Below are 13,936 nucleotides of genomic sequence, written 5' to 3'. Positions count from 1 at the left end.
TTTCATACTTCATCCTTGAGACTTGATACTTTTTATGAAAACACTGTCTTTACCAATTAAAGGGCTAATTGCCATTGCTGTCACTGGAATGAGCTTTACTGCCGTATTAGAACAACAGCCTACCCTAGCTGATACGGGAAGAAGTATTTTGCAAGATCTCGATCCACAACAGGGTAACGATCCCTTGGGACCTCGTTCCGATGAAGTTGATAATCTGGGTTTATTCAATCTCATTCATAAGTTGAACCAAGGCGGCAATAATTGGGATTCTCAACAGCAAGACCAACAACTCAATGATGCAACTGCGGCATTTAAAAAGAAGCAGGAACAATTGCTACAGCAGCAAGGTACACAACCACAAAACAAACCTGTCTTACCAGTGACCAGTGACCAGTGACCAGTGACCAGTGACCAGTGACCAGTGACCACAGGTTTACGAAGAAAATACTGGCAACCGACTTTGTAGAGACGCGCTATGGCGCGTCTTTACTTTATTGAACCTGCGTAAAACCCCACCCCTTGTGGGTGGTGCAGTTGACTATCTATAATCCTAATGCAGTTAAAACATCGCTAGCATGGGAGGATGTATTTACACTAGAATCGACGTGAATGATTTTGCCGTTACCATCAATAACGTAGGTAACTCGTTTGGCATAACCGCCACCATCAACATCGTAATCTTTAACGAGAGTTTTTTGGGTGTCAGCAAGTAGTGGGAAATTTAGATTGTATTTTTGAGTAAATGCCTGGTGGGAGGCTTCATCATCAACACTGACTCCCAAAACTACTACGTCCTTGCCCTGATAGTCCGCGCTGGCATCCCTAAAACTGCAGGCTTGCTTTGTGCAACCTGGAGTATCATCTTTGGGATAGAAATATAAAACCACTGTTTTGCCCTTGAAATCAGACAATGAAACGGTGTTTCCGTTTGTGTCTTTAACGGTAAATTTCGGTGCATCGCTACCAACTGCTAAAGGCATAGTTTTAGTATTGCTCCTAAATACAGAGGTTATTTTTCCTAGCAGGGGTCATTGTAACAAATTTTCTGGGCATCGGGCATAGTCAGAAATTTTCTGGGCATCGGGCATGGGGTATCGGGCATAGTTAGAAATAATTTATTGCCTATTGCCCTAAGAAATAATCTATTGTCCTTTGTAGTAGAATGAAGTATGAGTATCTCTTAAACTAGTTGTCTAGTGCTGCTTATGTTGCAGCCATTAGATATCTCTCAGTAAAGAAAATAGATCGAGAGAGCAAAAATGTCTGTTGCTAATTCCCCAAGCCCAAAAATCTTTACCTATCCTCGCGAAACTTTAAAGCGAGCAGAGAGAGCGCTAGTTTGTTCTCCATTTCATCTTAATTTGTTTGAAACAATGCTCTCTCGCAGTGTAGCACTTAGTGAGATGGCTGGGAGTACAGGTGTCGAAAAAGGTTTTACAAAACGCCATGCGTCAGAATTGTCTGTGGATAACGATCTGGTATGGTTGATTCAAGTGGGTGTATTGCGCCGAGAAGTCGATGGTCAGGGAATTACAGATAGTTTCCGCCTGACCCCCCTAGGTCGTCAGTTAGTAGAACAATGCCACCAGAAACCTTGGAGAACTCCCTCATGGAGCGATCGCTTTTACAATGCAGCAATTCGTTGGTTAAGGCTACCCTTGTAATACAGTGACCAGTGACCAGTGACCAATACGATACAAGCTCCCAAATTTACTTATGGAAAAAAAGAAATTGATTCATTATTCAAGTCCCTTATCCTAAGTATGGGTATTAACTGGTCACTGGTCACTGTTACACTGGTCACTGTTAATTATTTGGGGTAAAAGGGAACAATAAATACGGAAGCTGTAACTTCTTTCATGAAGTCTTTACTATTGCTACCGGGCTGTATTGGTATTTAGTCAACAGTCAGAGTCAGTTGACTATTGACCATTGACTATCGACCATTGACTATTAACCATTTACTATTGACCATTGACTTATGAAAGCAATTATGGTATTAGGGACGACATCCCATGCAGGAAAATCATTGTTAACTGCAGCTATTTGTCGTATGTTGTCACGCCGTGGCTGGCGAGTGGCTCCCTTTAAAGGTCAAAATATGGCTTTAAATGCATATGTGACCCCTAATGGTGGCGAAATTGGTTATGCTCAGGCAGTGCAAGCATGGGCTGCAGGAGTTGTGCCTTGGGTAGAAATGAATCCAATATTATTAAAGCCCCAAGGAGATATGACTTCTCAAGTCATCATCAAAGGTAAGTACGTAGGTAGAGTTAGTGCTTCGGATTATTACGAACAGTATTTTGATGTCGGTTGGCGGGCAATTGAAGAATCTTTACAGCACTTAAGTACAGAATTCGATTTACTCGTTTGCGAAGGTGCGGGAAGTCCAGCAGAAATTAATCTCAAACATCGCGATTTAACTAATATGCGGGTGGCAAAACACTTAAACGCATCCGCCATATTAGTTGTGGATATCGATCGCGGTGGTGCTTTCGCCCATGTTGTGGGAACTCTGGAATTATTGGAACCAGATGAACGTGCGTTAATCAAGGGTGTTGTTATTAACAAGTTCCGAGGGCAGCGATCGCTTCTCGAACCTGGGATAAAGTGGTTAGAGGAACGGACTGGTATCCCTGTGATTGGTGTAATTCCGTACCTAGAGCATATATATCCGGCTGAAGATTCCCTCGATTTGCTAGATCGCAGAGTGGTAAAATCAAACCCGGAACTCAATGTCAGTGTTATTCGCTTACCTAGAATTTCAAACTTTACAGATTTCGATCCTTTGGAATCAGAACCTACAGTTACAGTTAAATATTTAAGCCCTAAGCAAGATTTAGGACATCCTGATGCAGTAATTATCCCAGGTACAAAAACTACAATTCCCGATCTGTTAATCATGCAAAAAAGCGGAATGGCAGAAGCAATACAGCATTACGCGGCAGCTGGGGGCACGGTTTTGGGGATTTGTGGAGGGTATCAAATACTGGGTCAAATGATTGCAGATCCAGAAGGGATAGAAGGACAAGCAGGTAGATACCAAGGATTGAATTTACTACCTATCAAAACTGTTATCACAGGGCAAAAAATCGCTCGCCAACGACAAGTAACTTCAAACTATCCGCAAATGGGCTTACCCGTTGTTGGGTTTGAAATCCATCAAGGGCGATCGCGTACAGAAATTCAAGGAGTCGATCCTCAAGCATACCATCTCCTGTTTGATGATGCTAATTTAGGGTTGGTGGATAGTTGTCTATCAGTTTGGGGAACTTATCTTCACGGTATATTTGATAACGGTCCTTGGCGACGCGCTTGGTTAAATCGTTTGCGCCAACAAAGGGGATTAAAATCTTTACCTACTGGCGTTGCCAATTATCGGGAACAAAGAGAAGGTATTTTAGACTCCCTTGCTGTAGAAGTTGAACGCCATTTAGACCTAACAGCATTTTTATCTTAAGGTAGTTGCCATGACTGTTCGCGTCCATTTTTTACCTGATAATGTCACCGTCGATGCTGAAGTGGGAGAACCTCTGCTTGATGTTGCAGATCGAGCAGGCGTATTTATTCCCACAGGTTGTCTGATGGGGTCATGTTTTGCTTGCGCGATCGATATAGAAGATGGAGATACTATCCGCGCTTGTATTAGTTCAGTTCCACCGGAGCGCGAACAGTTGACAATTAATTTGTTTAGCGATCCGACTTGGTAATTATTAATGATTAATTACAATTAACTGTTGGCGCTTACATAGCATTTGTTAGGAGGACGTGCTTGCGGACATCTGTTAAAGCGAGGCTATTTTATTGTTTTCAAGATCGAACTCTCCTCCTATACACGCTGGTAATTCAACAACTTGATGGTTATAAATTTTGTTAACCAGCTTACATATAGCACTAGCTCCTATCTGGTTAAATCGAAAAACTTCTAAGAAATTATCATCTCCATTAGTGACTTGAACCTCTTGATTGGCAACTGTTACTGATTCAACGTTCATTGTAAATTTGTGCTGTTTTTCTCCTACTAACACTATCACTATGAATGTTCCTTTTTCTGGAGTTGCCTCAATTTCTAGGATTTGAATTTTCATGACTCTATAATAGAAAAAATTGCGTCGGTAGTCCAATGGAAGAAAAAGTCTTATCTTCTCATTTTATATCTTGTCCCTTCCCAAGGATCGCGAATTAGAATATAGCCACTATTGTCAACACCATCGACAATTACCATATGAGACAGTTTAACCAACGGTTTGAATTGTTTCAGTAAGGCTGCCCAAGAACCTGTAGTATTTAAAGTGTTTAAAAGTTGCGATTCAGTTGCTCGAGGAATGGTGAGACAACCACCTATCCATTGCCGAGAACTTTCTGGGTCAAAAGCATTAAGCACAAGAGCAAGAGTTCGACTATCCACGGGAACCCCTGTCTGTGAAGCAATTACCATCTGATTTACATTGATTCCACGATCTTTTAGTAACATCTCAGCACAAGCTGGTCCACAATATAAGCCGTCCTGCTGCTTTACAACTTTTGGGTCAACAACTTCATCGATAACTTGCCAATTACCGCCTGCACCAGAAAGCGATGGCTGATACTCTTCAGGTTGATTTTGGTTCACTCGAACTTAGTTTTAGTAATAATGAACTATACTATCACCTAAGTGTGAGGAGATCGCTTTTGATACAGGTTAGTAATTAGCGATTAGTCATGAAACTTTCTCCTTTAATGCATACTCTCTAAAGCGTTCCATGTTCGCTTTTAAAGTCGATTCCACTGCTCGCCCCAAAAATAAATTATCCATGATTTTCCCAAGAATACCGGGGATCGCATAGGCAACAGTAAGTTTAACAATACTGCTCCCGTGGCGATCGTAAAAACGCACGGCTCCTCGATTCGGCAATCCATCTACAGATTCCCATTGAATAATTTGGTTTGGAACAACTTTGAGAATCCGAGATTTCCACGTAAACTCCAAACCACCAGTGTTCAATGTCCACAAAGATATATCTGGATTATCCGGCGGAACCTTAACAGATTCAATCCACTTCATCCAGCGTGGCATCTGTTCTAGATCGGCCCAGAGACTCCATACTAAATCGATAGGAGCCTCTACTTCTACCTGTACGCTGTGTTCTAACCAATCTGCCATTCTCTCTCTTTGCCCTCTTATCACTGGTCACTGGTGAGTCCAGCCCTGTAGGCGGGTCTCCCGCCGTAGGGGACTGGCGAACCCGAAGGGTCACTGGTGAGTCCAGCCCTGTAGGCGGGTCTCCCGCCGTAGGGGACTGGCGAACCCGAAGGGTCACTGTTTTTCCAAAATCGCTTTTGCTGCACGTTTGCCTGAAAGTGTAGCACCTTCCATACTATCGATATAATCTTGCTGCGTATAACTCCCTGCAAGAAAGAAGTTAGGAATTGGTGTCTTTTGGCTTGGACGATAAATATCCATTCCCGGTGCTTCTCGGTAGAGAGACTGTGCGAGTTTGACCACGTTATACCAAGTCATGTTTAACTCTCGCGATGAAGGAAACAACTCGCGTACTTGTTTGAGAACGTGGGCAGCGATCGCTTCATTACTCTGCTTAATAAAAGGATCTCCTGGTGTCAGCACCAACTGTAGCAAAGATCCTTGTCCTTCCCGATAATAATCAGCTGGGCTAGCCAAAGCCAAATCGGCAAAACAAGAAAAATCAGCGTCAGATGTGTATAGCAAATTGTCAATTCCCGCCGCAAAATTCAACTGCTTGCGTTTATCCGCATCATTTAATTCCGTGATCCAGCCATCAAACCGCAGTTGGACGGTTGCAACTGGTACTGCATCCAGTTTGTATATATTATCAAACTCAGACCACTTGCGCCACGATTCAGGCAACACTCGTTGAATTCCAGGAACATCGCAAGCAGCAACGTAGGCATCAGCAGTTATTAATTCTTCTGTATCGCCATTTGCTACTACCAGACCAGTGACGCGAGCGTGTTCTCCTTCCTCAACAAACTTGATTTCTCTGACTTGACGGCGCGTATAAATCTTCGTCCCCCTGGCTTCTATATATTCTACGATTGGTTTATGTAAGTATTCATAGGGAGAACCTTCCAACATATTTAGTCTTGATGCTTCCGTCCTGACGGCAAACAACTGGAAAACCGTCAGCATACAACGGGCAGAAATATTTTCGCAATCAATAAAACCGAGGGCGTAAGCAATGGGGTTCCACATCCGCTTGATACTACCCTCGCTACCGCCGTGACTGCGGAACCAATCCGCAAAGCTGACTTTATCTAAGTCGCGAATGTTCTGCATTGCGCCATTAAAGTCAACCAAACCCCTTACTATCGGGCTGGTTCCCAAAGCCACTGCATTTTGCAACTTATCCAAGATTGACAGTTGGGAAGTCGTAAAAAATGCTTTTAATCCGTTAAAAGGCGCACCCATGAAAAAGCGAAAATCTAACTCTCCTGTCTTTCCTCCCTTGTTGATGAAAGTGTGGGTGTGAGCTTTTGGACGCAGGTTATTCTGTGCTCCTACTTTTTTCATCAATTCCAACAATTGATAGTAGTTGCCAAAAAAGACGTGCAACCCCATTTCAATATGGTTACCATTGCCATCAACCCAACTGCTAACTTTTCCACCAACAAACGGACGGGACTCAAAAATCTGGATTTCACAGCCAGCATCAGCAAGATCTACAGCGGTTGCTAGTCCAGCAAGTCCCGCACCTATGATTGCAACACGCATTCCGTTTTTCCTTCTCAGTTTCATTACAAATTGTAACTGGGTTAGTGTCGGAATTTGCGACTCGTATCAACTGGTGTCATTTTAGATGCGTGGATGCGTGGATTGAGAAAGCCTTGCCGAGACTTACTCTCACCTTACTATCTGTCACCTTCTTTTTTCAAATTGGCATGGTTAACTGCTAACAGTTAACGAACTCTGTTTTAGTTGCTAGCATCTTTGGAGTCATCGTTAATTGGTAAGGCTCGGATTAGTTCTCGAATCACGTCCGTGGCAGGTCTACCAGTTTGACGGCAATACTTTTCCAGTTTCTCTGCCTCCTGGGTTGCTAAATTGACAGTGATACGCTTTACAGCCCATTTTTTATTTGTCATTTGATTGTTGTATTTGCTGGATATTAACATCATCAAAAGAGAACAATTAGAGATGAAAAGGATAACTTATCAGAGTTTTTGTCCACAGACAAGTAATTTGGTAAAGACTATAAACTTTGTTTTGTTTTGTGAATGTATCCTTCATTTTTCGATAGATTATATAGAGTAGAACAATTGATAGCTCTAACCAAGTGAAAAAACGAAGTTTACCTGTTGCCAATTGAATAAAGTTAGCAACAGGCTGTCTTAGCTTGATGAAGAATTTGTTTAAATTTGATGACAAAACCTTCTGCCAAGCAAGTTGTGGATGTCAGTCTTGTGAGTCTTGATACATTGTGGGAATAAGCTAACAATCTTCAGTGTCGAACACTTGTAAAAAAAAGATATGCCATTAACCCGGAAGTATGGCATTTAATTGCTGGTTTATGTTGGAATCAACAAAAATATTTATGGTTTGTGAGAGTATTACTGCATTTCTTCCTCACTTAACAGCGTTCGCGAAGCGCAAGCCGTACCCGGCTTATCGCATTATAGAAGACAAGTCCTTTCTCTGTTATGCTGTTTCATATTCATAACTATTTTTAGTCAATCGTTCATAGGCATATTGTATTGGAGAACACAAATACTTATGAAGATACTTCAGCACAACTTTTTCTTTTAGAAGATTTCTGACTTACCCATAACAAATATCATTAACTGCCATAATAAGGTACAAATTAGAGTATCTAATTATCACATTGTATATCCTTTGTTTAAAGTTTTTAAAACTTTACTTATTCTTTACATTCTTTGTAAAAAAAATTAAATCTTCTTGATTTACGATGGTTTGTAAAATTTTTACTTACTCAAAACAAGTATTTTAAATTTCTTGTACTTATCTTTATGAATTAAGTTGCATATAGCAATCCTATATGATTTGTGAAAAATCTTAGTACTGTAGGTAGGGAAGACAGCCCACCATCAAGTCTATTGTGCGGCATAGCCCTACCTACGTGTAGTTCAAAAATCTGCGGAGGAGTCCTATAGTCATTCAACTGTTATAGGAATCATCAATGCTTTGAAAAAAGTTTTAAATATTGTAGGGTAGGCTCTACAAAGGGCGAATGTGCGGCAGTGCCCACCCTACAAATAGCAGTAATTTTAGAGCCTAAAGGGAGTAGTAGAAAACAACCCGACTTTAAAGAAACCGAGTTGGCGTTCATCTCATTCTTTATCCTTTCTTCACTCACTCAAACTACAGCTGAGGCATAAGTTGTAAAGTTCCTAACCCTATATCTCTAGGTGAAAGAAATCGCGCTTCAAACAAAGCCATCATATCGCGTGGTTGGGGATTACCACGAGAAGATCCTGTTAATCCTTTAGCAATAATCAAACCGCAATATCCCTGAGTATTCTGACAGCGTTGATTCCACTTTTGTCGCTCTTCTATGTGTATGGGGTCGTCATCTTCATACTCGCCAAACAAAATCAACTCGTCATTCTTAGTTTTTAACAAACCTAAATCGTAATCTCGATCGTCGAAAGGATCTGCACCCGGATTAAAACCAATGCCTCTCAGCCCACCTGCTTGTTCGATACTCTCAATTAAAGTTTTTGCTTTGGGGCGGGATGTTTGAATTAATATGACAGGTAATCCATCACCTGCTTGTGTCATTTCCCCAACTGCATGGTAGTTCGCTCCCTTCCGCAAATCATCCAATATTTTCCAAGACACAACACTTAAACTAACGAAAGAATCTTCTGGTATTACATCATTTCGTAATAATTGGAACGGAGATGTTTCTTCATCGTCATCTTCGTCTTCATAGTCATAATCATCATCATCAAGACTGAAACCTGCTATTTCCTCTAATTCTTCTGCTAACTGTGGCATGGTAGAGACAACAACAGGAATTGACTTTGCTAGATCGTTGTTTGATGATTCAGGAAGAGCAATGCGGTAGCGACGACTGAGATTGGGAAAAGTATCGTCATTCAATTGACGACGATGGTCGCGAAGAAAGCGGTATAAACTTTCTAAAGCGACTAAGACGACAAGTGCTTCTTCATCATATAAAACCGATCGCAGTCCTTCGAGTGGATGAATATTGCCAAAAGTAGGTTCTATGTCTGAAAGTGGCAAATCTGCCAAGTCGAAAAACTCATCTTCATCGTCGTCCATTTCATCAGTACTCTCAAAAGTGAGAAACAGACAATCTTGCTTGAGAAAAGCTTCTTCTAAATGCCCCTGTAATTCATCGTCTCTTAAAACTGTCGCTCGAAACTGCTTTAATGATTCTTCAGAGCGATATAGTAAAATTCCGTATTCCATACCTAGCATACCCATAACGCTGGCATAGAGAGTTCCAACATCCCATTGGTTAATCTCAATAGATAAAATTTGCTGTTCTTCTAAAAATTCCCAAGGAGCTGCTTGCCAAATTGCAAATGCTTTTTCTCGCAGTACTTGTACGTATTGCGGAGGTAAGTCGGGAACTTGACTATCCAAAATCTCCGCAAACCCACGGAATAATTCGTCAATTAATGGCAATTCGGGCGAGTGTTCTATTGCTATGTCTAAATCTTGGAGAACACCGCGCAGGTAGAATTGAATTTCTCTGTCTCTAACAACAATTCTTTGGGGTCGAGCAGGTTTTGCCGGACTGTGAGGATGCTCCATTGCTCGCATTAAGGTACGAACAACGGCTTCCGGACCTGTTTCTGGCGCTACAACGTCCATCCCCCGGACAATACCTTGCGTGCCGTCCACCCATAAAATGCACTCTCCTTTGACCTCTGATTCTGGGCTTTGACCGGGCGGTGATAACAACGGACGGCGATCGCCCTCCCATACAGAAGGAATTTGATTTAATTTCTTCAGCCGACGACTGGTAGAGCGATTAAAACTTGTCATAGAGTCATTTCATCAAAAAAATAATAAAGAAGTCAATTTTTGGGTCTCACAACTACCAAGAGTCAAAAGCTCTGGCTATTTGTGAAGAGCGATAAGCGCTCTTTCAGCTTGCACTTCGCGAGCGCGTAGGAAAACTGTTACAAAGCATAAATTTCAAAAATATTGCTTTTTTACATACCGAATCTCTCAATTCTAGAATAAAAATCTTTGCCTGCTTTTAACGGAGTATTTACAATTTTCCAACTAGGGACACGATCTGTCGCTACAATAGAAGCAAAAAACACGCGAAACATCCTTTCTTAGCGGCAGTCTGTAGGTTTATTCTCTCACTCTGCTGCTGTATGGTTAAGCTAAAAGGCGCTAAGAAGTTTAAACAAACATATGACACAAGCAATTGAGCCTCAACAAAAGGGAATTCAGATAAGCAATGCCGCACTGCAACAGGTGAAATTCTTGCGAGATAAGCAAGGCACAGACCTTTGCCTGCGGGTAGGAGTTCGTCAAGGCGGTTGTTCTGGAATGTCTTACCTAATGGATTTTGAAGACCCCAGCAAAATTACCCCCCACGATGAAGTTTATGATTATGACGGTTTCAAAATTGTATGCGATCGCAAGAGCTTATTATATCTCTATGGTTTAATACTAGATTATAGCGATGCCATGATTGGTGGCGGCTTTCAATTTTCCAACCCCAATGCTAACCAAACCTGTGGTTGTGGTAAATCATTTGGCGTTTAATCAGTGACCACCTGACCAGTGACCAATAACAAATGACTCAAACAGTTGAAACCCTCTTTGATACGGGATTGGAACGTTATAAAGCTGGAGAATCAGCAGAGACTTTAATCCCCGTGTTTAAAGAAATTTGCGATCGCGCCCCTAAAAATAGCTCTGCTTGGACTTGCTTGGCGTGGCTGTATCTGTTGGATGATAAAGCAACACCAGCATTCAAAGCCGCTCAAAAAGCTGTGAAGTTAAATCCCCAAGATCCTCAAGCAAGGGTAAATCTTGCAGTGGCAATGTTAGAAACAGGTCAAAAAGGTTTGCGCGAGCACGTTGAATTTGCACATCAGCTGATCTTTGTAAATCCTGATTGGCAAGAGGAAATCAAAACCAGTATAGAGGATGGCTTGAGCAGAAAACCAGATTGGCAAAGTTTGATAAAAGTTAAAGGTTGGTTGTTTCCTGAATAGGCGATGGGCGATTGGGAATTAGCGATTAGGGATTGAGTATTAATATTTACCATTCCCTTGCTGAATCTTATCTTTCCCAATCCCCAGTCCCAAGTCCCCAATCCCTAATTTTTTATGAAAGACAAATTTTTAAACTGGCTCAATATTATTCTAGTTGCGGACGTATTTTTAGTCTTGTTTGGCTTTGCGTGGTTAGCAGTAGCAGCAATCGGTCAGGCAACCGGAGTGCCACTAGGTTTAGATTTATGGCACAAGTTGTGGCAACCCGTATTTAACCCAGCTATTGGCATCCTAATAGCTGGTGCTCTGCTCAGTGGACTGATTAGTTGGGTGTCGCGAAAATTTCAAACTGGGGACTAGGGACTGGGGAACTCGGGGTCCCCTCTGGGGATAAGGGGCAATGGGGTTCCGAGTTCCCCAATCGCCAACTCATTTTAAAATTTGTGCAAGTGCGGGTTCAACTGAGGGGTATTTGTACTGAAAGCCAACGCTTTGAGTTCGTTTGGGAAGTACCTGTTGACCTTCTAGAACAACTATTGCCCCTTCTCCTAAAAGGGCTTCTATGGCAAAGGATGGTACGGGTAACCAAGAGGGACGATTCATAACTCGCCCCATAGTGTTGCTGAGTTCTGTCATGCGGATTGGAGAAGGAGCCGTTGCATTATAAACTCCTTGCATATCCGATCTTATTAATGCTTGTAAAATCAAGTTAACAACATCATCAACATGAATCCATGAAAACCACTGCTGACCGTTGCCAATAGGACCGCCTGCAAAAAGTTTAAATGGAGTAATCATTTTACCTAATGCCCCGCCAGTACCTAAAACAATGCCCAAGCGTAAAATAACTAATCGGACGCCAACTTCTGTAACTTTTTGCGCCTCTGCTTCCCACGCTTGACAAACTTGAGCTAGAAAATCATTACCGGGTGGACTAGTTTCATCGAAAGTAGCAGTTTCACTCGTACCATAATAACCAATTGCTGATGTATTAACTAGCACCTTAAATTTAGGATTATTACTAGCTATAGCTTCTACAATTTTTTGCGTTCCAAGTTTACGGCTGTTTAAAATTTCCTGTTTGCGTTCTGAAGTCCAACGCCCTTCACCAATAGGTTCTCCTGCAAGATTAACGACTCCATCACAACTCGCAAAGGCGCTTTGCCAAGAACCAGAAGTTGTGGGCGTGTAGGTAACAATATTTACATTGGGAAAAGCTGTAGATGGAAAAACCTTTTGGGCATGAGAAGCGCTACGGGTTAAAATAACCACTTCCATTCCCTCTTTTTGAAGTCGTTGTACCAAACGACTCCCTACAAATCCTGTTGCTCCAGCGATCGCTACTTTCATTTAAAAACTTTGTTCACTGCAAGTCTTCACCAGACTCCTATTTTACTAGGAATTAGCAATGACTCCCGAACTGCTAGCAAGATTACCTAAAGATAACGTCCATCCTTGAATGATGGTGGGCTGTCTTCCCTACCTACAGTCCTCCAGTCCCTAGTTCCCATGCCCCATGCCCTATTCCCCATTCCCTTTTTTTGTAATAACTTGGCTATTGGGTAGTTGGATATTATAGGATGGACGGAGTGTTGCAAGGCGTGGGGCTATTATGGCTCGCTATACCTGTTCATTTGTTCTTTCGGTTGCTCTCAACCATCTTCAGCCATTAATGGTAGAACTTCTACAAGATTGTGGTCTAGATGTACAATATTATACATCTGATTACATCATGGCACGTGAGATTCCTGGTACTGTACCTTTTTCCAAATTAGTAACGGTGGAAGTATTGATTGATAAAACTTCCGCCACTGAAACGGAAACGCGGATGAGCATTGTGATTAAAAACGAGGAACTCCCTCTCCAACGGGATAATCACTGCCGACAAATGTTTGAGTTTATCAAACAAGAGATAGAGCATTGCCGCCATTGGCATCTTATAGAGAGTCTTGCTGGTTAGCTCGCTCGCTGAACAATCCATGCGAGTGAGTGAGCAATAAGGATAAGCTCTCTAGAATGCAATGGTTAAATCGGCATAAAGTGATAGGTTCAGCTAATTGGAACTCAGCCCAGATACAGATAGCTAGATTGCACTCCAAAGTTGCCAACATCCGTAAAGATACATTACATAAACTCACTACCCGACTAGCCAAAAACCACGGCATAGTTGTCATAGAGGATTTAAATGTATCTGGAATGTTGGCTAATCATAAACTAGCACTGAGCATTCAAGATATGGAATTTTATGAGTTTAGACGCCAGCTAACCTATAAATGCGAGTTTTATGGTACTAAACTTGTGATTGCTGACAGATGGTATCCCAGTTCTAAAACTTGTTCCCAGTACGGAACAGTTAAGCCACAGCTACCATTGAAAGAAAGAACTTTTGAGTGTGGTTGTGGTCTCAGCATTAACCGAGACCTGAATGCTGCCATCAATCTGAGCCACTGCGTTGCCCTGGTTACCACCAGTTGAAGCATGTGGTGAGTCCAGTCCTGAAGAAAGGTAACATTCGTAGGGAACTGGCGAACCCGTAAGGGAGGATGCCGACATCACGCCTTGTGAAGCAGGAATTAAGCTCCAAAGTTCAGCTAGACGAATGACGAAGAATGTAAGCGCTTTGGGTAACTTTGGGTAGGTCTTTTATATACGGTACAAGCTAGCAGCAAAAATTTTCTGACAATAGTTAAGTTCAGTTAAAAATTCTTTAACTGACATAGCTGTGCAATCAAAAAACTTGGATTGGAGA

General features: G+C 41.9%; 17 protein-coding genes. 9 read left to right on the top strand and 8 right to left on the bottom strand.

Annotated elements, in window-relative coordinates:
- Positions 1–34 precede the first annotated feature (34 nt).
- The gene (locus tag ACKTT2_RS39090) at positions 35–397 is read left to right on the top strand and encodes a hypothetical protein (RefSeq protein ID WP_407896588.1); all 363 of its coding nucleotides are present in this window, start codon (positions 35–37) and stop codon (positions 395–397) included.
- Between the two features lie 145 nt (positions 398–542).
- Here ACKTT2_RS39090 and ACKTT2_RS39085 read toward each other — a convergent pair whose 3' ends face one another.
- A complete protein-coding gene (locus tag ACKTT2_RS39085) occupies positions 543–980 on the bottom strand; it encodes a peroxiredoxin (protein ID WP_407896586.1) in 438 nt (145 codons plus the stop codon).
- Between the two features lie 279 nt (positions 981–1,259).
- Between ACKTT2_RS39085 and ACKTT2_RS39080 the strand changes: the two genes are divergently transcribed.
- The 3 genes from ACKTT2_RS39080 (at position 1,260) to ACKTT2_RS39070 (ending at position 3,710) form a co-directional block, all read left to right on the top strand.
- Positions 1,260–1,664: an Npun_F0494 family protein gene (locus ACKTT2_RS39080; RefSeq protein ID WP_407896584.1), complete on the top strand. Its 405-nt coding sequence runs from the start codon at positions 1,260–1,262 to the stop codon at positions 1,662–1,664.
- A gap of 317 nt (positions 1,665–1,981) precedes the next feature.
- Entirely contained in the window at positions 1,982–3,460 is a 1,479-nt protein-coding gene (cobQ, locus tag ACKTT2_RS39075; protein WP_407896582.1) for a cobyric acid synthase CobQ, read from the top strand.
- A gap of 10 nt (positions 3,461–3,470) precedes the next feature.
- Positions 3,471–3,710, top strand: a complete 240-nt coding sequence (locus tag ACKTT2_RS39070) for a 2Fe-2S iron-sulfur cluster-binding protein (protein WP_407896580.1) — start codon at positions 3,471–3,473, stop codon at positions 3,708–3,710.
- A gap of 75 nt (positions 3,711–3,785) precedes the next feature.
- Here ACKTT2_RS39070 and ACKTT2_RS39065 read toward each other — a convergent pair whose 3' ends face one another.
- The 6 genes from ACKTT2_RS39065 to ACKTT2_RS39040 form a co-directional block, all read right to left on the bottom strand.
- Positions 3,786–4,088, bottom strand: coding sequence for a hypothetical protein (locus tag ACKTT2_RS39065; RefSeq protein ID WP_407896578.1), 303 nt, complete (start codon positions 4,086–4,088; stop codon positions 3,786–3,788).
- 50 nt (positions 4,089–4,138) lie between these two features.
- Positions 4,139–4,612, bottom strand: coding sequence for a C39 family peptidase (locus ACKTT2_RS39060; RefSeq protein ID WP_407896576.1), 474 nt, complete (start codon positions 4,610–4,612; stop codon positions 4,139–4,141).
- A gap of 87 nt (positions 4,613–4,699) precedes the next feature.
- Positions 4,700–5,143 carry an SRPBCC family protein gene (locus ACKTT2_RS39055; protein ID WP_407896728.1) on the bottom strand — a complete coding sequence of 148 codons (444 nt, stop codon included), beginning with the start codon at positions 5,141–5,143 and terminating at the stop codon, positions 4,700–4,702.
- Between the two features lie 153 nt (positions 5,144–5,296).
- Positions 5,297–6,730, bottom strand: coding sequence for a 9,9'-di-cis-zeta-carotene desaturase (gene zds, locus ACKTT2_RS39050; protein ID WP_407896574.1), 1,434 nt, complete (start codon positions 6,728–6,730; stop codon positions 5,297–5,299).
- 200 nt (positions 6,731–6,930) lie between these two features.
- Complete coding sequence (locus ACKTT2_RS39045; RefSeq protein WP_407896572.1) at positions 6,931–7,101, bottom strand: ribbon-helix-helix protein, CopG family; 171 nt, start codon at positions 7,099–7,101, stop codon at positions 6,931–6,933.
- A gap of 1,234 nt (positions 7,102–8,335) precedes the next feature.
- Complete coding sequence (locus ACKTT2_RS39040; RefSeq protein ID WP_407896570.1) at positions 8,336–9,994, bottom strand: DUF6930 domain-containing protein; 1,659 nt, start codon at positions 9,992–9,994, stop codon at positions 8,336–8,338.
- Between the two features lie 381 nt (positions 9,995–10,375).
- On the opposite strand from ACKTT2_RS39040, the gene ACKTT2_RS39035 reads away from it, so the two are divergent.
- The 3 genes from ACKTT2_RS39035 (at position 10,376) to ACKTT2_RS39025 (ending at position 11,547) form a co-directional block, all read left to right on the top strand.
- On the top strand, positions 10,376–10,732 hold the full coding sequence (locus tag ACKTT2_RS39035; RefSeq protein WP_407896568.1) for an iron-sulfur cluster assembly accessory protein: 357 nt from the start codon (positions 10,376–10,378) through the stop codon (positions 10,730–10,732).
- A gap of 32 nt (positions 10,733–10,764) precedes the next feature.
- Complete coding sequence (locus tag ACKTT2_RS39030; protein ID WP_407896566.1) at positions 10,765–11,187, top strand: tetratricopeptide repeat protein; 423 nt, start codon at positions 10,765–10,767, stop codon at positions 11,185–11,187.
- Between the two features lie 114 nt (positions 11,188–11,301).
- Positions 11,302–11,547 carry a DUF8620 family protein gene (locus ACKTT2_RS39025; RefSeq protein ID WP_407896564.1) on the top strand — a complete coding sequence of 82 codons (246 nt, stop codon included), beginning with the start codon at positions 11,302–11,304 and terminating at the stop codon, positions 11,545–11,547.
- 69 nt (positions 11,548–11,616) lie between these two features.
- On the opposite strand, the gene thyD is transcribed toward ACKTT2_RS39025, so the two are convergent.
- The gene (thyD, locus tag ACKTT2_RS39020; RefSeq protein ID WP_407896562.1) at positions 11,617–12,537 is read right to left on the bottom strand and encodes a thylakoid membrane protein ThyD; all 921 of its coding nucleotides are present in this window, start codon (positions 12,535–12,537) and stop codon (positions 11,617–11,619) included.
- A 262-nt stretch (positions 12,538–12,799) separates the two neighbouring features.
- On the opposite strand from thyD, the gene ACKTT2_RS39015 reads away from it, so the two are divergent.
- Positions 12,800–13,147: a hypothetical protein gene (locus ACKTT2_RS39015; protein ID WP_407896560.1), complete on the top strand. Its 348-nt coding sequence runs from the start codon at positions 12,800–12,802 to the stop codon at positions 13,145–13,147.
- A 29-nt stretch (positions 13,148–13,176) separates the two neighbouring features.
- The gene (locus ACKTT2_RS39010) at positions 13,177–13,662 is read left to right on the top strand and encodes an RNA-guided endonuclease InsQ/TnpB family protein (RefSeq protein WP_407896558.1); all 486 of its coding nucleotides are present in this window, start codon (positions 13,177–13,179) and stop codon (positions 13,660–13,662) included.
- Positions 13,663–13,936: the final 274 nt, after the last annotated feature.

It is taken from the genome of Scytonema hankhaensis NUACC26, from assembly GCF_045865695.1.
GTDB lineage: Bacteria > Cyanobacteriota > Cyanobacteriia > Cyanobacteriales > Nostocaceae > Scytonema.
This window is presented reverse-complemented; position numbering and strand designations above follow the sequence as displayed.

Excerpts from the sequence above, each read along its gene's own strand:
- ACKTT2_RS39090 (WP_407896588.1), top strand. The coding sequence starts at position 35 with ATGAAAACACTGTCTTTACCAATTAAAGGGCTAATTGCCATTGCTGTC.
- ACKTT2_RS39085 (WP_407896586.1), bottom strand. The coding sequence starts at position 980 with ATGCCTTTAGCAGTTGGTAGCGATGCACCGAAATTTACCGTTAAAGAC.
- ACKTT2_RS39080 (WP_407896584.1), top strand. The coding sequence starts at position 1,260 with ATGTCTGTTGCTAATTCCCCAAGCCCAAAAATCTTTACCTATCCTCGC.
- cobQ (WP_407896582.1), top strand. The coding sequence starts at position 1,982 with ATGAAAGCAATTATGGTATTAGGGACGACATCCCATGCAGGAAAATCA.
- ACKTT2_RS39070 (WP_407896580.1), top strand. The coding sequence starts at position 3,471 with ATGACTGTTCGCGTCCATTTTTTACCTGATAATGTCACCGTCGATGCT.
- ACKTT2_RS39065 (WP_407896578.1), bottom strand. The coding sequence starts at position 4,088 with ATGAAAATTCAAATCCTAGAAATTGAGGCAACTCCAGAAAAAGGAACA.
- ACKTT2_RS39055 (WP_407896728.1), bottom strand. The coding sequence starts at position 5,143 with ATGGCAGATTGGTTAGAACACAGCGTACAGGTAGAAGTAGAGGCTCCT.
- zds (WP_407896574.1), bottom strand. The coding sequence starts at position 6,730 with ATGCGTGTTGCAATCATAGGTGCGGGACTTGCTGGACTAGCAACCGCT.
- ACKTT2_RS39045 (WP_407896572.1), bottom strand. The coding sequence starts at position 7,101 with ATGACAAATAAAAAATGGGCTGTAAAGCGTATCACTGTCAATTTAGCA.
- ACKTT2_RS39040 (WP_407896570.1), bottom strand. The coding sequence starts at position 9,994 with ATGACAAGTTTTAATCGCTCTACCAGTCGTCGGCTGAAGAAATTAAAT.
- ACKTT2_RS39035 (WP_407896568.1), top strand. The coding sequence starts at position 10,376 with ATGACACAAGCAATTGAGCCTCAACAAAAGGGAATTCAGATAAGCAAT.
- ACKTT2_RS39030 (WP_407896566.1), top strand. The coding sequence starts at position 10,765 with ATGACTCAAACAGTTGAAACCCTCTTTGATACGGGATTGGAACGTTAT.
- ACKTT2_RS39025 (WP_407896564.1), top strand. The coding sequence starts at position 11,302 with ATGAAAGACAAATTTTTAAACTGGCTCAATATTATTCTAGTTGCGGAC.
- thyD (WP_407896562.1), bottom strand. The coding sequence starts at position 12,537 with ATGAAAGTAGCGATCGCTGGAGCAACAGGATTTGTAGGGAGTCGTTTG.
- ACKTT2_RS39015 (WP_407896560.1), top strand. The coding sequence starts at position 12,800 with ATGGCTCGCTATACCTGTTCATTTGTTCTTTCGGTTGCTCTCAACCAT.